Source organism: Vibrio sp. SCSIO 43086, from assembly GCF_051132235.1.
Taxonomy (GTDB): domain Bacteria; phylum Pseudomonadota; class Gammaproteobacteria; order Enterobacterales; family Vibrionaceae; genus Vibrio; species Vibrio diabolicus.
The window spans coordinates 712,990-732,376 of record NZ_CP072677.1 but is presented as its reverse complement, the minus strand read 5'-3'; the positions used below and the strand labels follow the sequence as shown (position 1 = coordinate 732,376).

Annotated in this window: 16 protein-coding genes; 6 read left to right on the top strand and 10 right to left on the bottom strand. The window is 43.9% G+C overall.

Annotated features, from left to right (window positions below):
• The first annotated feature begins 164 nt into the window (after positions 1-164).
• The gene (gene mltF, locus J8Z23_RS03365) at positions 165-1,742 is read left to right on the top strand and encodes a membrane-bound lytic murein transglycosylase MltF (RefSeq protein WP_434635285.1); all 1,578 of its coding nucleotides are present in this window, start codon (positions 165-167) and stop codon (positions 1,740-1,742) included.
• Positions 1,743-2,326: 584 nt separating this feature from the next.
• On the opposite strand, the gene tadA is transcribed toward mltF, so the two are convergent.
• The 6 genes from tadA to J8Z23_RS03335 form a co-directional block, all read right to left on the bottom strand.
• Positions 2,327-2,836, bottom strand: coding sequence for a tRNA adenosine(34) deaminase TadA (gene tadA, locus J8Z23_RS03360; RefSeq protein ID WP_373925403.1), 510 nt, complete (start codon positions 2,834-2,836; stop codon positions 2,327-2,329).
• Between the two features lie 252 nt (positions 2,837-3,088).
• Positions 3,089-4,648: an AbgT family transporter gene (locus J8Z23_RS03355; protein WP_434634972.1), complete on the bottom strand. Its 1,560-nt coding sequence runs from the start codon at positions 4,646-4,648 to the stop codon at positions 3,089-3,091.
• A gap of 287 nt (positions 4,649-4,935) precedes the next feature.
• Complete coding sequence (locus J8Z23_RS03350; protein ID WP_258634389.1) at positions 4,936-5,346, bottom strand: type IV pilus modification PilV family protein; 411 nt, start codon at positions 5,344-5,346, stop codon at positions 4,936-4,938.
• On the bottom strand, positions 5,336-6,631 hold the full coding sequence (locus tag J8Z23_RS03345) for a hypothetical protein (protein WP_164666654.1): 1,296 nt from the start codon (positions 6,629-6,631) through the stop codon (positions 5,336-5,338). Before J8Z23_RS03345 ends, J8Z23_RS03350 begins: the two co-directional genes overlap by 11 nt.
• Positions 6,631-7,257 carry a PilW family protein gene (locus J8Z23_RS03340; protein ID WP_164666652.1) on the bottom strand — a complete coding sequence of 209 codons (627 nt, stop codon included), beginning with the start codon at positions 7,255-7,257 and terminating at the stop codon, positions 6,631-6,633. The genes J8Z23_RS03345 and J8Z23_RS03340 overlap by 1 nt, the downstream gene beginning before the upstream one ends.
• Positions 7,258-7,267: 10 nt before the next feature.
• A complete protein-coding gene (locus J8Z23_RS03335; RefSeq protein ID WP_065645090.1) occupies positions 7,268-7,783 on the bottom strand; it encodes a GspH/FimT family pseudopilin in 516 nt (171 codons plus the stop codon).
• A gap of 103 nt (positions 7,784-7,886) precedes the next feature.
• Here J8Z23_RS03335 and J8Z23_RS03330 point away from each other — a divergent pair, with 103 nt between their 5' ends.
• Positions 7,887-8,318: a type IV pilin protein gene (locus J8Z23_RS03330; RefSeq protein ID WP_164666707.1), complete on the top strand. Its 432-nt coding sequence runs from the start codon at positions 7,887-7,889 to the stop codon at positions 8,316-8,318.
• 68 nt (positions 8,319-8,386) lie between these two features.
• On the opposite strand, the gene dnaJ is transcribed toward J8Z23_RS03330, so the two are convergent.
• The 4 genes from dnaJ to grpE form a co-directional block, all read right to left on the bottom strand.
• Positions 8,387-9,535 (bottom strand): molecular chaperone DnaJ, encoded by a 1,149-nt coding sequence (gene dnaJ, locus J8Z23_RS03325; RefSeq protein ID WP_005391453.1) that lies wholly within the window; start codon positions 9,533-9,535, stop codon positions 8,387-8,389.
• A gap of 204 nt (positions 9,536-9,739) precedes the next feature.
• Positions 9,740-11,653 (bottom strand): molecular chaperone DnaK, encoded by a 1,914-nt coding sequence (gene dnaK, locus J8Z23_RS03320; protein ID WP_434634968.1) that lies wholly within the window; start codon positions 11,651-11,653, stop codon positions 9,740-9,742.
• 347 nt (positions 11,654-12,000) lie between these two features.
• The gene (locus J8Z23_RS03315) at positions 12,001-13,275 is read right to left on the bottom strand and encodes a dicarboxylate/amino acid:cation symporter (protein WP_005381625.1); all 1,275 of its coding nucleotides are present in this window, start codon (positions 13,273-13,275) and stop codon (positions 12,001-12,003) included.
• A gap of 417 nt (positions 13,276-13,692) precedes the next feature.
• Positions 13,693-14,289, bottom strand: coding sequence for a nucleotide exchange factor GrpE (gene grpE / locus J8Z23_RS03310; protein WP_021034134.1), 597 nt, complete (start codon positions 14,287-14,289; stop codon positions 13,693-13,695).
• Positions 14,290-14,435: 146 nt separating this feature from the next.
• On the opposite strand from grpE, the gene nadK reads away from it, so the two are divergent.
• From nadK to bamE, 4 genes are all read left to right on the top strand, one after another.
• Positions 14,436-15,320: an NAD(+) kinase gene (gene nadK, locus J8Z23_RS03305; protein ID WP_005391462.1), complete on the top strand. Its 885-nt coding sequence runs from the start codon at positions 14,436-14,438 to the stop codon at positions 15,318-15,320.
• 265 nt (positions 15,321-15,585) lie between these two features.
• Positions 15,586-16,776 (top strand): DUF3103 domain-containing protein, encoded by a 1,191-nt coding sequence (locus tag J8Z23_RS03300; protein WP_301658692.1) that lies wholly within the window; start codon positions 15,586-15,588, stop codon positions 16,774-16,776.
• A gap of 168 nt (positions 16,777-16,944) precedes the next feature.
• Positions 16,945-18,609 (top strand): DNA repair protein RecN, encoded by a 1,665-nt coding sequence (recN, locus tag J8Z23_RS03295; RefSeq protein WP_047010173.1) that lies wholly within the window; start codon positions 16,945-16,947, stop codon positions 18,607-18,609.
• A gap of 330 nt (positions 18,610-18,939) precedes the next feature.
• Positions 18,940-19,299, top strand: a complete 360-nt coding sequence (gene bamE, locus J8Z23_RS03290) for an outer membrane protein assembly factor BamE (protein ID WP_005391468.1) — start codon at positions 18,940-18,942, stop codon at positions 19,297-19,299.
• Positions 19,300-19,387: the final 88 nt, after the last annotated feature.

Here is a 19,387-nt window from a genome sequence, read left to right as displayed (position 1 = left end):
AACACCAAAAGCAACCGTTTGCGTCATTTTTTTTGTCAAATTTGAATTACGACTAAAATGTCGATAAAACACACAATGTCACGCTATAAGTGTGTGATTCACTTTGCCCCATGAGCTCGCTTTGATATAAAGGCAAATAGAAATTTCCTAAGATGTACCTATTAATGCAAATAAGCCAGCTCAACCGACTCAAGCGCAGCGCTCTAATTTTTGTTTCTGTGCTACTACTCTCTGCCTGTCAGATTGAGTCGGAACCCAAAAGTGAATTCGAAAAAATTCAGGAACGTGGCGTGCTTCGTGTTGGCACGCTAAACAATCAGCTTTCCTATTATATTGGTCCCGATGGTCCCGCTGGGTTGGATTACGAATTGGCGCGTCAGTTTGCGGAGCAGCTCGGCGTCAAGCTCGAGATTAAACCAGCCTTTCGCCAAGCCGAGCTTTTTCCTGCTCTTAAGAAAGGAGATATTGATCTCATCGCTACGGGCTTAAATCAAACGTCACAAGCGGTAAAACGCTTTAGACCAGGCCCTGCTTATTATTATGTAAGCCAACAAGTTGTGTATAAAAAGGGGCAACTTCGACCACGTGATATCGAACAGCTGATTGAATACCAAGCATCGAAAGACAGCGAATCTGACGAAGATACAAATGCAGGCGCGCAAACATTAAAGATCGTCGAACAATCGCAATATGTTCCGACCCTAACCGTATTAAAGAAGCAATACCCAGAGCTGCAGTTTGAAATTGTTGGCGATGCTGATACGAGAGACTTACTTAAATATGTATCCACTGGTGAGTTGCGTTTTACTGTGACTGACTCTGTGGAACTTTCCCTAGCTCAGCGCCTTTACCCCGACCTTGCGCTCGCGTTTGAACTTACAGAAGATCAACCAGTATCGTGGTTTACTCGACGCTCTGAAGACGAAAGTTTGTATGCGATGCTGATAGAGTTTTTCGGTAACATCAAACAATCAGGAGAACTGTCCACTCTCGAAGAGAAGTACATTGGTCATATTGAAGCATTTGACTACGTTGATACTCGCGCATTCATTCGAGCTCTGGATGACAAATTGCCTAAGTGGGCACCTTTATTCCAAAAGTACAGTGAAGAGTTCGACTGGCGCTTAATTGCAGCATTGGCGTATCAAGAATCACACTGGAAGCCAGCGGCAAAATCGCCAACAGGTGTTAGAGGGATGATGATGCTTACTCTGCCAACAGCGAAAAGCGTCGGGGTAACAAACCGTTTAGACCCTGAGCAATCTGTTCGTGGTGGTGTCGAGTACTTACGTCGCATTGTAGGTCGCGTGCCTGATAGCATCAACGAGCATGAAAAAATATGGTTTGCCCTAGCTTCATACAATATTGGCTACGGTCACATGATGGACGCACGACGACTTACTAAAACGCAAGGTGGCGATCCAAACGCTTGGGCGGATGTAAAAGACAGATTGCCTTTACTGCGTCAGAAGCGTTACTACAGTCAAACTCGCTATGGGTACGCCAGAGGTGATGAAGCGCGTAATTATGTAGAAAATATTCGACGTTACTACCAATCCATCATTGGTCATGTCAGCCAACAGCCAGCGATTGATGAGAATAGCGATGACTTACAAGTGATTCCGCCGCTCAACCCCGACATTTTGATATCAGGAGCAGTAGAGGCTGTCGTCGAGCAAGTCTCAGGTGCTTCTGACGTCACGGTTGAAGAAGACACCGAACAAGAAAGCCCTGAAGAATAGACCCGCTGTAAACTAAAAAATGACGAGCCCATGAGCTCGTCATTTTTGTTGAGTCCTAGCGAAAACTTATCTAGAATCCAAGACTCTGAGTGACACCAACCACACTCAACCATTCCTTTGGTTGGTCGCCTTTTTCACCGTTAGTTAAACTGATTGCTTTGTAACAGATTGCTTCGCAACCACATGGTTTAGCTCAGTTGATGAAGCGGCGCTATCGGCTACGCTCTGCCGAAATAACGTCACTCATATTATTAAGCACCGTATTGAAATTGTTTGCTGGCTCTGTGCAATGCAGAAGTCAAATGAAGAACGTTAAACCATCAAATGTTTAGTGCGATTATCGAGCCTATTGTAAAGCATCGATGAACCGCTATTTACTGGTATAAGTCTTGTCTGCAGGAGGTTTTGAATATGAGAAGACGTAGAGTGCAGTCAAAGCGTTTAAATAACACAGTAGCTGCTATCCGACGTAAACGTAAACTGACATGTATGAAAAAGAAAGTAAGTTCACGTAATCGTGTTTTTGTACACTTAGTCAATCACTAGTACGTTCAGGCAAACATCTACCCCGTAGTAGATGTTTGCTAACTCTGACTATTTCCATAGTTTTGTCCACTCTCTCCATTTTCTAATGCTTTTTGTGCTTGTTTCTTCGCTTTAATTTCCTTTCGGCGACGCTTAAAAAACGCTTGTAGCTGAGTGCGGCACTCATCTTCTAGCAGCCCCTTTTCAACTAAGGCGTAATGGTAAGCGGCTTGGCTTTCAAACAAATTAAGCACTGTTCCTGCTGCTCCCGCTTTTAAATCTGGCGCTCCAAAAACGACCCGCTTAACGCGGCTATGCAGTAAGGCTCCGGCACACATTGGACATGGCTCAAGTGTTACATACAAAGTCGTATCCAGAAGGCGGTAATTTTCTATCTTTTGGCCTGCTTTACGAAGTGTTTGAATCTCAGCATGTGCGGTAGCGTCATTAGTACCAATAGAGCGATTCCACCCCTCAGCGATAATTTCACCATCTTTGACAAGCACTGCGCCGACAGGTACTTCCCCCTCAGCTTCTGCTTGCTCAGCAAGCACCATCGCTCTGCGCATAAACAATTCATCTTGAGGGGTAAACGGATGGTTAGACAAAGGAGGCTCCAAAGAAACAAAAAACGATTGAAGTCAGGAATTTTATCACCAACTTCGGTTTCACTACAGCAACACATCACGAGACAAAGTTTGCAACTCCAAAAAACCTAGTTACAAGACCTATCGATGTTCGTTTTGCGAGAACAAAAAAGCGCAGATCGAAGACCTGCGCTTTTCGGCTGCCAATTCGCGGCTTTCACACCCTACACGTTTTTACATTGTGTAAGTGTAAGGAGCTTGAATGCCTAGCGGGATACCTACCATCCAATAAGCAACTAGGAAGATAGACCAACCGATCAGCATTGCAATCGAGAATGGCATCATTAGTGACGCAAGCGTACCGATACCAGCCGACTTCACATAACGCTGACAGTAAACCACTACAAGAGGGAAAAATACCATTAGAGGTGAAATGATGTTCGATACAGAGTCACCCACACGGTAAGCCGCTTGAGACAGCTCAGGCGAGATACCAACCGCCATTAGCATTGGCACTAAGATTGGACCAATTAAAGCCCATTTTGCCGATGCCGAACCAATAAGTAGGTTTACAGACGCGGTTAGAAGGATCATACCGATGATGGTCACTTCACCTGGTAGGTTCATCGCTTTTAAGCCTTCTGCGCCATATAGCGCCAGCATCGTACCAATGTTCGATTGAGCAAACGCAGACAAGAACTGGGCACAGAAGAATGACATCACAATGTAAGCGCCCATGGTTGACATGGTGTCAGCCATCGCTTTGATAATGTCGTTGCTGGTCTTGAACGTTCCAGACACTTTACCGTAAACGTAACCAGGAATGATAAACAGAATAAAGATCAGCGGAACGATAGACTTCATGATCGGTGCTGAGAAGGCCGTAATTTCACCTTCAGGCGAGCGTAGCGCTGATGTTTCTGGAATTAATGCTGCAACAAGTAAGGCAATACCCGCCATCATTGCCCAACCAGCATAACGGAATGCTTTTGATTCCAGTTCAGTAAATGAGCCTAGGTTTGGCGCAGTTTCCGCATCGTCATCAATTGGCATTTTTGACAAACGAGGCTCAATGATTTTTTCTGTCACGTACCAACCAATCGCTACAATAATGATGGAAGATAGGCCAGTAAAGAAGATGTTCGCTAATGGGTTAACCACGTATTCAGGATCAAGAACCTGCGCCGCGGTTTGCGTAAAGCCTGCAAGTAGTGGATCGATACCAGAAGGGATAAAGTTTGCAGAGAAGCCACCAGATACACCTGCAAATGCTGCCGCAATACCCGCTAGAGGGTGACGACCTGCCGCATGGAAGATAATACCGCCCAGAGGAATAACCAGAACATAGCCTGCATCTGCCGCAGTATGCGACACAATAGCAACCAAAATCAGCATTGGAGTAAGAAGCTTAGCTGGCGTGAAGTTCAGCATCTTCTTAAGACCCGTCGTAATAAAGCCCGAAGAATCTGCAACGCCCACACCTAGCATTGCGACAAGTACGATACCCAGTGGCGCAAAGCCAGTAAACGTCGTCACCATGTTAGCAAGGAAACTTGCTAGCGCTTCGCCCGTAAGTAAGTTGGTGATAATAAGAGCTTCGCCCGTTCGAGGGTTTGGAAGATCGAATGATACATTCGACAAAAGTGCTGACGCCGCCCAAGTAATGATCAATGCCCAGAAGAACAAAATCGCAGGATCAGGAATTTTGTTACCTGTCCTCTCGATAAAGTTTAAAAAGCGCTCCATCCCGCTCGGCTTCGATGATGGTGCCTTATTTACAGCTTGGTTACTCATGGTAACTCCATAGTGAATGATGTTGGTGCCAAGGCCTATTTGAGTAATTATGACGGCCTACTATCCAACGAGTATTCTAGTAAACACTAATGGAGAAAGCACAAGGTTCTATATTTTTTTTCATAATTGGAGACATATTTTGCAAAAACACCACTTCAATTAAACATAATAAAAACAGTAGCACATCAACTCAATTAACAGTTCAAAAACCATTTATTAACCGTGACAAATCCGGTATCAAACAGGTATTACACCCACATTTGCCTCAGCCCATGTATGCAATTGAACTAGTTTTCGAATTCACTGTACTGTGAAATCATAGTTTTCAGCTTAACGGATTGCGTCTGCCCCATTCTATCTTCCCAACTTGTTGTGATGATGATCGTCTTTAGTGAACCTGATACAGTAGCAGGTGGCACATCCCACTCCACTGTGTACGCTCCAGTGGCGGAAGATCCTGTCACGATAGAGGCAAAACTAGCAGTAGATATCGTAGAAAGCGCATCCGAAGCACCACGCGTTCGGAACCATTCAAGCTGGTTCTCTGCTAGACGCAGTGCTTCAATACTTTTTATGGCATATTCGGATTCACGTTCGAGATACACGTTTAGCTTTGTTAAACCTAGTGCCCCAACACCGATAAGCAGAAAAGAAATTAGAACTTCAAGAAGGTTAAAACCTTTTTGTTTAGAGATCATTCCAGGAGCCCTTTTTCCAGCGGAAATTAATAATCGGATCAACGACCTCATCGATGTTATCTCGGTTGTATGCAAAATTTAGAGAGTTAACAAAATAAGCACTATAACCTGGACTATCTAACACTTGCCCCCCCGAAAAACTAAATGAGCCACGCTGCAGGTAAACGACTTTATCTAGAGCAAGCGTGGGAAAGTTAGCCGCATCCCCAAAATGATCTTTGGCCTCGAACAAGTTCCAATGTGTATCTAAATCTGTAAGTGAATTAGTCGTAAGTTGATAGAGCATACCAGGGAACGTCATTGAACCATGTACAGCAAAAATACCATCTTGAACCACAAGTAATATTGGAGCTTCTCCAGTAGCGGCAAAAGCTTCATTAAGATAATCAATGCCCCCTTTGATTGGTATCCCATCAGAATCATTCTCATACTCTCCAGAGCCATTCTTTTTCGAGGAAGTAAACTCACAGGACCCAGTAACCCAAATATGCGTTTTCCCTGCTGAAATTTGCTCCCCAACTTTCTTTCCACAATCAGTAACGACTTGGTTAGTTGAGTCGTCGTAATCAATCGTAGTAAACCCCCAACCTGATTTCACCGAGTTCCAGTCACTGCGTTGCTCTCTAAAAATGTCGTAAAATGGCTCTAGGTCTGCATCTTGAATAAAGTCCTCTCCGTAACCTGAGTCAGAAGAGGTCACACTCATATGTTCCGATTTACAATCTATATTGTTATGAACAAAATCAGCATAAGGGGCAGAACCATGTATAACCCCTTGGTTTGTCGCTCCAGCACGTGAGTGAAATGCATTCTTATAGCGAATAGCAACACACTCCCACCCACTTCCTACAAATTCGCCAGGATCTGGTGTTGAAAATGCGGAGCTACCATTAACGTATAAATCTGTACTACTTTTTAGTGCTCCGGACGCTCTTCCTCTTGAAAGGATAAGTTGTTTTTCAACGGTCCGGCTGGAGTTTGGAACTGGCTTACTTAACAGCTTGTTGTCGGGTTCCAATGCTAATTGATGTAAACCTAAAGGCGTTTCACATCGGCTTGAAATTAGTGAAGTGGCAGAAGAAACGTCACCGGTATTTTGAACTAAAGAATAGAAACACTCCAATCCCCCTTCAGCACGCCAATGCTCTTGTCGTGATTCAATTTGATTGTTGGCACGCTTGATCTGATAAAAAAGAGACTTGTAGCTACCAAGCGACATCATTAACGCTGCGACAAGTAATACACTGACAACCAGTAACGCTACTGCACCTTGTTGTTTATTCATTATTGCCAGTTCCTTTGCATTGCAGTAAACGACTGCTGAGTGCGAATATCAGTCGCATCTTTCAATTCGGTTCCCAATGTAACGGTCACCAGTGCACTTTTTGCATCAGTGCTTTCTAACAGCTCACTAGTAAGGTCAAAACGATTAACGTGAATAACTTTCTTATCAAAAAGATTTTTACATGAGCCTGTGCCTGCAAGGTTAATCACGTCATCAACATCCCATATCGTTATTTGCTTTTTTTCACAAACAAATAGCGACTCTGGCGTGCTAACTCGTTGCTCATAAGCTACGTTTTTATATAAAGGAAAAGCGCCAGAAACACCTATGTAATAGGCATAAGCAATCACCCCTCTATCAACATCATCGAGAGTGTAAATGGTGTTCGATGAGCCAGATATTTTTATAGAATGGCCATCGTTACCATCAAAACCAGCACGCTGAATGTCACTCTTGAGCATTTGCACAACACTTTCAGAGTTCTGTAACAACATTAGCTCTTTCGACCGTTCCATTATCACCCTTTGACCACTCACATAAATTGCCCCCACTGTCGCAAGAGAAATAAGCCCAAGTGCAGATGCGATCATAAACTCAACAAGGCTTGCCCCTTTTTGTTTAAACATAATCATCCTTTTAAGAGCACGTTGAATAACCGTAATATTCTGTATTGCTGCTATCACTACACACTCGCACGCGAGCAGACAAAGTGTGGGAAATAAGTTTGAGGACTTTTGAAGGTTCCCCTACGGGATAAAAACGAATACTGCCTGATGACGGACGGCCATAAACGTCGTCAAAACTGATTTGGTCTGAAGCGTAGCTAGGTGTAACGACGATCCCCTCATAAGGTGTTCCTGAAAAAGAGAACAAAACTGTCCCTTCCCCCTCCGTTCCGTTATCAGTAAGCTCGATACGCCAATTACCATCACTGGATGAACTACCGGGCATGATGATGTGTGCCCAAAGTCTTTCACGCTGTAATACTGCTTCAGACTTGCCTTCAATAACAAAGCCATGCAATTCATTAGCTAAGCGCTGCATTTTGTTGGTTTCAAAAACATTTTGGAAAGATGGAGCTGCAAACGCCAATATAATACTCAGTACAGCCACAGTAATAAGAAGCTCCAACAACGTAAACCCGCGAGGCATTTCCCAAATTCCTATGTAAACGGCAAAAGGGCCGTAATTCATCTTGCACAGATGCTATCACCTGCCAAAAATAGGCGGAAAAGTGAAAAGGAAACTACTCGTGATGATTCGAATTTCTCGCTGTAACAGCTACAAAAAAAGATTGGGAGGGATGACATTGATCGAATTACTGATAGCCGCAGTGATTGTCGGGATCATTGCGGCTGTCGCCTACCCTTCTTACACCAATCATGTGCTCAAGTCTCATAGGACGGTTGCCTTGAGCGATCTTAATCGAATTCAGCTAGAGCTAGAGACATCTTATGATGGTGGGTACGACTGGAGTCATATTATCTCTGGAGGCACATGCACTCTATGTGATTCAGACACAGATAGATTTTCTTTCAATATTGCGAGCTCTGCAAGTACGGCCTATACCATTACAGCAACAGCAAAATCGGCTCTGGGACAAGACGACGACGAGTGCTTGACTGGCGCTAAAACGATTACTTTAACGTCAACAAATGTCGAAGAACCAAGTGATTGCTGGAATTAGAAAGAACACCGAGATGCAAAAAGGCCTGCATTTTAGCAGGCCTTTGTATTTGTGCTTTTCACTAACGTCTAGCTGGTTAAATCATCAAAGAACTTTTTCACACCGTTGAAAAAGCCTTCTGATTTAGGCTTGTGCTTTGTCGCCGCTTCACCACCACAAGACTCTTCAAACTCTTTGAGCAGTTCTTTTTGGCGTGAGCTTAGGTTTACTGGTGTTTCAACAACCAACTTAACAATCAAGTCACCGATACCGCCACCGCGAACGCCTTTCACACCTTTACCACGCATGCGGAACATACGACCTGTTTGCGTTTCTGAAGGCACTTTTAGGCTTACGCGACCATCTAGAGTTGGTACTTCAACTTCACCACCTAGAGCCGCCATCGCAAAGCTTACAGGCACTTCACAGTATAGGTTGTTACCATCACGTTCGAAGATATGGTGCTCTTTCACGTGCACTTGTACATACAAGTCACCCGCTGGAGCTCCCATCTCTCCCGCTTCACCTTCGCCAGATAGACGAATACGGTCGCCAGTATCAACACCTGCTGGGATCTTAACGTTAAGTGTTTTGGTTTTCTGTTTACGACCTTGACCATGACACTCATTACAAGGGTCTTTAATGATCTTGCCTTTACCGTGACAGGTTGGACAGGTTTGTTGCACCGCGAAGAAGCCTTGGCGCATCTGTACTTGACCATGACCATGACAGGTACCACATGTTTCAGCAGATGAACCTTTCTTCGCACCACTACCATCACAGGTATCACAGTGTACGAGTGTTGGCACTTCGATCTCTTTCGTTACACCACGAACCGCCTCTTCTAGCGTCAGTTCCATGTTGTAACGTAAGTCCGCACCACGTTGAGCACGGTGACCGCCACCGCCACGACGACCACCACCAAAGATGTCGCCGAATACATCGCCAAAGATGTCGCCGAAATCAGCACCGCCGCCACCAAAGCCGCCGCCACCGAAACCACCGCCGCCTTGTTCAAAAGCAGCATGACCGTACTGGTCGTACGCCGCTTTCTTTTGAGGGTCGGTCAGAACTTCGTACGCTTCTTTTACTTCTTTAAACTTGTCCGCCGCAGACTCATCACCCTGGTTTCGGTCTGGGTGGAATTTCATCGCTAGACGCTTGTACGCCTTTTTGATATCGCGCTCTGAGGCATCACGGCTTACGCCTAATACTTCGTAAAAATCACGTTTTGACATGTTCTTCGTCACCAGTTAATTACTACAAACGGCATCGATTCACCGCTTGGTGTTTGTATCGTTCTAGGTAAGTGCACTTATCCGCAACATACTTAACTAGAAAGACAGCGTTTACAAACAGACGGGCGTAAGAGTTGCCCCAAACGCCCGCACACGAAGTCTTATCGACCCCAGATGGCTTTGCAGCCATCTGGTTAAGAAATATTATTTCTTGTCGTCTTTAACTTCTTCGAACTCAGCATCTACAACGTCGTCTTCTTTAGACTGTGCATCGGCGTCAGCACCTTGTGCTTGCTGCGCTTGAGCTTGTTGTTGAGCGATTTCCATCAGTTTTTGAGAAGCTGTCATTAGTGCTTGAACTTTAGCATCGATAGCTTCTTTGTCTTCGCCTTTGCGCGCTGTTTCTAGCTCAGAAATTGCTGCTTCAATCTTCTCTTTCTCTTCTGCAGGTAGTGCTTCACCAGCTTCTTCTACTTGCTTACGAGTACCGTGAATCATTTGGTCAGCTTGGTTACGTGCAGTCGCTAGCTCTTCGAACTTTTTGTCCGCTTCTTTGTTAGCTTCTGCTTCTTGAACCATTTTCTCGATGTCTTCATCGCTCAGGCCGCCAGAAGCTTGGATAGTGATCTTCTGCTCTTTACCAGTCTGCTTGTCTTTCGCTGACACGTGTAGGATACCGTCCGCATCAAGGTCAAAAGTAACCTCGATTTGTGGCATACCACGTGGTGCAGGCTGGATGCCTTCTAGGTTGAATTGACCTAGAGACTTGTTGTACATCGCTTGCTTACGCTCACCTTGTAGAACGTGGATAGTAACCGCGCTCTGGTTGTCTTCCGCTGTAGAGAAAACTTGGTTCGCTTTAGTTGGGATAGTTGTGTTCTTCTCAACTAACTTAGTCATTACGCCACCCATTGTCTCGATACCTAGAGACAGTGGAGTTACGTCTAGTAGTAGTACGTCTTTAACGTCACCAGCAAGTACACCACCTTGAACTGCAGCACCCATTGCTACTGCTTCGTCAGGATTTACGTCACGGCGCGCTTCTTTACCAAAGAACTCAGCAACTTTCGCTTGAACCATTGGCATACGAGTCTGACCACCAACTAGGATTACGTCAGTGATGTCGTTTACTGATAGATCAGCGTCAGCTAGAGCTACTTTTAGTGGCTCAAGAGAGCGTTGTACTAGGTCTTCAACTAGAGATTCTAGTTTTGCACGAGTCACTTTAATGTTCATGTGCTTAGGACCAGTTGCATCTGCAGTAACGTAAGGTAGGTTTACGTCAGTTTGAGAAGTAGAAGAAAGCTCGATTTTCGCTTTTTCTGCTGCTTCTTTAACACGCTGCATTGCTAGTGGATCGTTCTTAAGATCGATACCTTGCTCTTTCTTAAACTCGTCTACTAAGTAGTTGATTAGGCGGTTATCAAAGTCTTCACCACCAAGGTGAGTATCACCGTTAGTCGCTAGAACTTCGAATGTTTTCTCGCCTTCAACTTCATCGATTTCGATGATAGAGATATCGAATGTACCACCACCAAGGTCGTATACCGCGATAGTGCGATCGCCGCCTTTCTTATCAAGACCGTAAGCTAGCGCTGCTGCTGTTGGTTCGTTGATGATACGTTTAACTTCTAGACCTGCGATACGGCCAGCATCTTTTGTCGCTTGACGCTGAGCATCGTTAAAGTAAGCAGGTACTGTGATAACTGCGCCAGTTACTTCCTCACCAAGGAAGTCTTCAGCAGTTTTCTTCATTTTCTTAAGAACTTCAGCAGAAACCTGAGGAGCTGCCATTTTTTGGCCTTTCGCTTCTACCCAAGCATCACCGTTGTCAGCCTTAACGATTTTGTAAGGCATGATTTCGATGTCACGCTGAACTTCTTCGTCTTCAAAACGACGACCGATTAGACGCTTAATTGCAAATAGCGTGTTTTCTGGGTTAGTTACTGCTTGACGTTTCGCTGGTTGACCTACTAGCGTCTCACCGTCAGTGTAAGCAATAACCGATGCAGTAGTACGTTCACCCTCTGCGTTTTCAATTACACGTGGTTTGTCGCCGTCTAATACAGCAACACATGAGTTAGTAGTACCTAAGTCAATACCAATGATTTTACCCATCTGGCTATCTCCGAATAAATTCTATTTTCGTTTGGTTATAACCCCAATGTGGGGGGAGGAGAATCGGGTTTCAACCCTTGCTCACAAACAAAAATAATCAATGTTTGCTTCTCTATGCCACATAGATAAGGGCGGCAAAATGCTTTTCAAGGGCAGAATTAAAAAAAAGCGTCTTTTTTTGAAATTTATGTGTTTCTTTCTGATTAGTTGGGAACTCGTCACACTGCTGTAGCGCAACAAAACGTCATTTCCCAGATAAATTTATTTATGTCCGACTCTTCCTAAATAAAAAACGAGCTCATAAGAGCTCGCTTCAATATTAGGGTTAAAATAAATTATTCAAGGTATTAGGCGTTCGCTTGAGCAGGCTCAGCATCAACACCTTCTTCTTTACCTATCTCACCTTCTGTTTTTGCAACAATGGTGTTCACTGCCGTGTCGCCGACAACGTTAGATGATGTACAGAACATATCATTAATACGGTCGACCGCTGCAATGATTGCTAAACCTTCAGGTGGTAAACCTAGTTGGTGAAGCAAAACGCCTACCATTACCACGCCGCCCCCAGGAACACCGCCAGCACCAATAGATAACAGAAGAATAGTTAAGCCAAGTGTGAAGATGTCTGCGGTGTTAATTGGCTGGCCAAAAGCGTTCGCAACAAACATCGTTGCTAGAGCAATATAGATAGACACACCAGACATATTCATCGTTGCGCCCAGTGGTACACCGAAGCCAGCAACCGATTTAGAGACCTGAAGCTTTTCTGTCAGTGTTCGCATCGTTACCGGGATAGTCGCGTTTGAGCTCGCGGTAGATAGAGAGAAAAGAATCTGCTCACGAGTTGCACGTAGGAAAGTCTTTGGAGAAGTTCCTGTCGCAATACTCACTGCCATTGGGTAGAAGAAGAAGATCCAGAACACCAACATCGCAACCACCAAAGCCACGTAACCGGCAACGGACATTAATGTATTGGCGTTTAGCGTTGCACCTAGTTGAATCATTAGTGCGAACACACCATATGGTGCAAGACTCATCACTAATCCAACCAATTTCATCATGATTTCATTTGCCATTTTGAATGTGCGAATAGCTGGGCCACCACGAGAATCCAAAGCTTGAATTGCAAGCCCCGTCAAAATTGCCATAAAGATGATTTGCAGCATGTCGCCGCTAGCAAACGCTTGTACAGGGTTGCTAGGAACAATGTTAACAACTAAAGAGAAAATGTCCGGCGTCTCTGTCGTTGTCAGCTGTACAGCCTCAGATACCGTTCCTGCTAGATTAGCGCCCGCTCCTGGCTGGAAGATCAAGCCGACAGTCAAAGCCGCCGTAATCGCAATGATGGTGTTAAGAATGTAAAGGGTAAAAGTTTTTCCACCAAGACGACCAAATGCACTGATGTCTTTCAAGTCAACAATGCCGCATACGATTGAAACGTAAACTAAAGGAACAACAAGCAATTTGATCAGTGAGACGAACATGCCGCCAACACCTTCTGCTGCTCCAAGTAGGTATGTATCAAAAATCGCAATACCGCTAAATAAGTACTGAATTGCTGTCCCCAGCACAAGGCCGGCAAACAAGCCTATAAAAATCTTACTAGAAAGCGATTTATCCATTATAAATCTCCGATATGTTGTGTTTACTATTTACATTTTTGTAGTTATATATGCTTACTTTTAAAGCATTAGTCGCAAATCATACACACCGAAGTTACAAAATAAAGTGATAATTTACATTTTTGTTAACGAAATTGTTTTAGAAAAAATGACTATATTTACATTCCTATGCAGAACAAACATTCACACAGCGAATGATTACAATCACTTATAGCCCTTTCCGTTAATAAACACGCAGCGAGATGAGAGAAAATCTCCTATAGGAAAATAATTAACCAATAGGAAAAAATATGAAGGGGATCAAATTTTCATTTATCGATATACAACGAAGTTCGATGCAGTCATTTATGTTTAAAACAAAAAAGCGCCCATCAAAAATGATGGGCGCTTTTATATTTAAAAAACAGGGAGTTAAAGTTACTTAGCAACCATTACCATTGCCGGACGAATCACACGACCGTTTAGTTCGTAACCTTTTTGCATAACAAACATAACAGTGTTTGATTCATGATCAGGGCTCTCCTGAATCGACATCGCTTGATGGAACTCTGGATTGAATGCTTCACCTTCAGGGTTGATTGCTTTCAAGCCAAATTTCGCGACAACGTCTACAAACGTTTTATGGGTTAGTTCAACGCCTTCTAGGAACGGCTTCACAGTTTCATTCTCTGTATCTGCCGCTTGAATTGCACGCTCTAGGTTATCAATAACAGGAAGCAGCTCTTCTGCAAACTTGTTCAACGCAAACTTACGTGCTTTATCGATCTCTTGCTCAGTGCGACGACGCATGTTTTCTACTTCAGCTTTAGAACGCAACACCGCATCTTGTTGCTCTTTTACTTTTGCCTCGCTAGACAATAGTGCCGCTTCTAGTTGAGCAATCTTAGCGTCTGTCTCATCACCAAGCTCTTCAAGCTCAGCTTCAACTTCTTGTGCTTCAGCTTCTACTTTTTCAGCCTCTTCGATGATTTGATCAAGCTCTTCTTCTGTAACTTTGTTTTCTTCGTTGCTCATGATATCTCCAGAATTCAACATAATGCCCTTAAAGCCATGCGCGTTTTTGCGGGCTTTAACCACATAAAAATTCGCATATTTAGGTGACTTGCCATTATTATGGGGATGAAGATTCCTGATTCAAGCCTCTTTAATGCGGAAATGCTATGAAAAATCCATGTAACGTGATCGCGATTATCGGAAAACCAAGAGATCAACAAGCAATTCAAACTCATAAAGAGTTGTACCAATGGCTGACCTCTGAAGGCTATAAAGTATTTATTGACGATCGCCTTGCCGCAATACTGGATGATATCCCGCAGAGTCAATTTGCCAGTTTAGTTGAACTAGGAAAAAATGCCGATCTAGCCATTGTGGTTGGTGGGGATGGCAACATGCTAGGCGCGGCAAGAATTTTATCCCGATTTGATGTACCAGTCATAGGGGTGAACCGTGGAAACCTGGGCTTCTTAACTGACTTAAACCCAGACGAGTTCCAAGCGTCTCTGCAAGCGGTACTCGACGGTGAGTATATTGAAGAAGAGCGCTTTCTCTTAGAAGCGGAAGTACACCGTCACGGGCAAATTAAAAGCCACAACGCTGCGCTAAATGAAGCTGTACTTCACCCAGGGCAAATTGCCCATATGATTGAATTTGAAGTGTACATTGATGAAAGCTTCGCCTTCTCTTTACGAGCCGATGGTTTGATTGTCTCCACACCAACGGGCTCGACCGCATATTCGCTTTCTGGCGGTGGTCCAATTCTTTCGCCTAGCTTGAATGCCATTTCACTCGTGCCAATGTTTCCTCATACCTTGTCGAGTCGACCTTTGGTGGTTGATGGAAAGCGTCGAATTAAATTGGTGGTGTCACCAGAGAACCGAGGAACACAAGAAGTTAGCTGTGATGGACAAGTGTCTCTCCCTGTTTCTCCAGGAGACGAAATCCACATCTATCAAAGTCCAAATGTGCTCAAACTCATCCATCCCAAAGACTACAGCTACTATCACGTTTTACGTAACAAGCTTGGTTGGTCTAGTAAATTGTTCTAACACTTGTTACTCAGGGAAATGACTTCAATAAAAAAGCCAGCAGCTTAATTGCCACTGGCTTTTGGCTTTCTTAGACAAGAAATAGACACAAAGTAGTGAGGCGACACGATATTTGCTGTCATTAAAGAGAAGTTTATAAATTTTGATCCTGTGGGCAAAGTTTACACAAAAGATAGAAAAGCAAATTCAATGATCTATGTCCGGTGATATTCTCACCATGAATAGAGTATTAACTCTATTTCATAAAATCAATAAAGGACATATTATGAAGAAAACCATCATTCTGTCTGTTCTCAGTACATTAGCACTTATTGGCTGCCAATCAGAGGAAACGCAAGTCAACAGTGTATCCAACGCAAAAGCGGAAGATATCACTAAGACGAAGCGTGCCCTCGCTCAACAATTGAGTGAGAACTATGCTGCCATTGAACCCATGTTGAGAAGAGATATTACTCCACAACAGACTAACGTCTCTGTATCAGCATTTGTTCAACAAAACCCCAACTCCGAGTTTAGCCGTCAGCTTGTACAAGCTGACACTCAAATTCGTAGCTGGAAAGGTATTTCTGAATACTCAGATCAGTTGCTGGAAGTTCGTTTAGCGAATGAGAGCATGATAACAGCATGGCAAAGTGGCGAGGTCGAGCCATTATTTGCATTTGAACCAAGTGGTGATGATGAGAATTGGCAATACATCGAAGCATTTGATGTGTATGGCAACATCCATCAACTCGATGTTTACCAACTCCCAGATGTACCTGTACTCGTTGTTGATAACAACAGCTCTGCAGAGCTAAAAGCAGGCTTGCAAGCTATGCAAGCTGAAATGAAAAAACTCGGTCAGCCAACTTTAGTTCAACCATACGTTGCTGATGAACAACGCCAAAATGCACCGCTATTGTCAAGTAGCACTATGGGCGAAGCGGCTCCAATTCAAACAACGCAGTTGAAAAAGATCCGTCTAGCCGATGACAAAGAACCTTGGATCTCTGGCAAGGCAGAAATCTACGCTATCGTAACGGGCGTCAATCCAAGTCGTGATGAACCTACTCTCGATTTAGTAGAGCTTCCATACTTAGACTACGATAACCAAGATTACTACCCAAATCAGATCATTATTCACTGGTCTCGTTATCGTTGGGGCGCTGCGGACATCGTGCTCATGGAACAAGATGATGGTACAGACTATAAACAGTTGGCAAAACTCCTTGTTCAAGTTGCTGGAGAAGTGCTGAAAGCGATTCCAGATCCAGAAGTTCAGGCTTACGCGATTATTCCGCAAATCACTAATAAGATCATCGACACGATCCCCGACGGCGTCCTAACGAATGATGATGACTTCGTCGACGTTTACTACACACTAATGCAAGACACATCATACGTGGATCATCCAGGTGCTGGTGTGAATGCAGTAGTCACATTAGAGCCGCTCACGATTAACCCAACTCGTCCGTAACCTGTTCAATTCTAATGAGTCGTTGTAATCACTTCGGCTCATTTTTCCCACTTCATCACAAAAAAGCACCCCACACAGAAATTTTTCCCCACCTGTCTTTACTGTATAAAGAAACAGTATATACTGTTCTCTTATACAGTATTGTTCAGTTATACAGGTAAATAAAAAATGCTGGCTCATCTAAGTGTTAATAATTTTGCGATTGTTAAGTCTTTACAACTCGAGCTGTCTAAGGGCATGACCACCATCACAGGTGAAACAGGCGCGGGTAAATCCATTGCTATCGATGCACTTGGGCTCTGCTTAGGCGGACGAGCCGAAGCTGGCATGGTTCGACAAGGTGAAGAAAAAACCGAAGTTAGTGCCGCTTTTTTACTGGACAACAACCTACATGCAACGCGTTGGCTAGAAGATAACGATCTGCTTGATGGCAGTGAATGTATTTTGCGTCGCATCATCACAAAAGAAGGTCGCTCAAGAGCCTTCATTAATGGCAGTCCTGTCCCACTATCACAACTCAAATCTCTAGGGCAACTGCTGATCAATATCCATGGGCAACACGCTCATCATCAATTGATGAAAAGCGAACACCAAATGGCTATGCTCGACCAATATGCAGGTCATCTAAACCTACTAAAAAGCACACGAAGTGCTTACCAACATTGGCGTCAGGCAGACAATAACCTCAAGCAACTAAAAGAAAATAGCCAGCAAAACCAGGCGCAAAAACAGTTGCTTGAATACCAAATCAAAGAACTAAATGAGTTATCGCTAGGTGAAGAAGAATTTGCAGAGCTCGAGCAAGAGCACAAACGACTATCCAATAGTGGTGAACTCGCCACTACCTGTCAGCAAGCCATCGAACTTATTTACGAAGGTGAAGAAGTCAATGCGCTTGGTATTTTGCAATCGGCCAATCACTCCCTAATTCAACTAGCTGAGTTAGATGAAAAGCTATCTGAGCTACCCAACATGTTGTCAGAAGCGATGATTCAACTGGAAGAAACGAAGAACGAATTACGCAGTTATCTAGATGGCATAGATGTGGATCCTGCTCGTATGGCTTATGTAGAAGAACGTTTTTCTAAAGTGATGTCTGTTGCTCGCAAACACCACGTGATGCCAGAAGAACTATACCAACATCACCAAGATCTTCTGGCCCAAGTAGAAGCGTTAGATTGCTCTGATGAACGTTTAGATGAACTCGCGCAAGAAGTGGAACAAAAGTACCAAAGCTTCCTAAACCAAGCAGAAAAACTACACAAATCACGCAGCCGTTACGCAAAAGAACTGAACAAACTGATCACACAAAGCATGCACGAATTGAGCATGGAAAAAGCGGTATTCAATATCGATGTCAGCAATGAAAACACGCACCCATCACCACTTGGCATGGACAGTGTGTGCTTCTTAGTATCGACTAACCCAGGGCAACCATTGCAACCTATAGCAAAAGTTGCGTCAGGCGGTGAGCTATCACGCATCTCTTTAGCTATCCAAGTGATTACCGCTCAGAAAGTGGATACACCAAGCTTGATCTTCGATGAGGTGGATGTCGGAATTAGTGGTCCAACAGCAGCAGTCGTCGGCAAAATGCTACGCAAGCTTGGCGAGTCTACTCAGGTATTGTGTGTCACTCACCTCCCTCAAGTTGCGGGTTGTGGCCATCAACAAATGTTTGTGGCTAAACAAACAAAAGCTGGCCAAACCGAAACACAAATGCACGCATTAGATGAACAACAACGTGTGGCAGAATTAGCTCGCCTACTTGGAGGTAGCCAAATTACAGATTCTACCCTTGCAAACGCCAAAGAGCTCCTCATCGCCGCTTAACCATGCTCTTCCAAAGATAGAGTCACGAACACTGCTCCGTGACTCTACCTCCCCCATCACCATATCAAAGTGCTTGGGTGCTGATTCCCTTTCGAAATAATGGTCAGTGCCACCCCATAGCTCAATAACTTGGCTATTTATCATTAGTTACCGCTTAAATTGGATAGAAAATCGCTCATCGACATAAACATACATGTGAGAGAATCAATAAATGCAACTCAACTCAAAATTCGTTGTCAGATTTCCTATCATACGACGCATAGCTTTTTACATCTGCGTCGAGCTTGTTTATTATCAGCGCAGTATTTTAAAGGTTACTAAGAAATTATTATGCAATTAAAGAAGTGGTTAGTTGCCGTACCATTAGCAATGACATTGCTGACAGGATGTTCGGTATTGGAAAAACTGGTTTATCGCATTGATATCAACCAAGGCAACTATGTAGAACAAAGTGCGGTAGATAAATTAAAGTTTGGGATGACTAAAGCACAGGTTCGCTTCGTACTAGGGTCGCCAATGCTTATTGAAAACGGCTACCCAAACACTTGGTACTACATTTATCACCATACTCCTGGTCACGGTGATCCAGTGCAAAAAGACCTGATCGTTAACTTTAACGATCAAGGCACACTCGCAGATATCAGTGGTGACTTCCCAAAAAGTGACGCTTTTTACGAACAGATTCAGTAAACGACTTTTGCAAAAAACCTCTCACATGAGAGGTTTTTTATTATCTAGATATCGCGCAATCACACTTTGAATCAATGACGCCATCCAT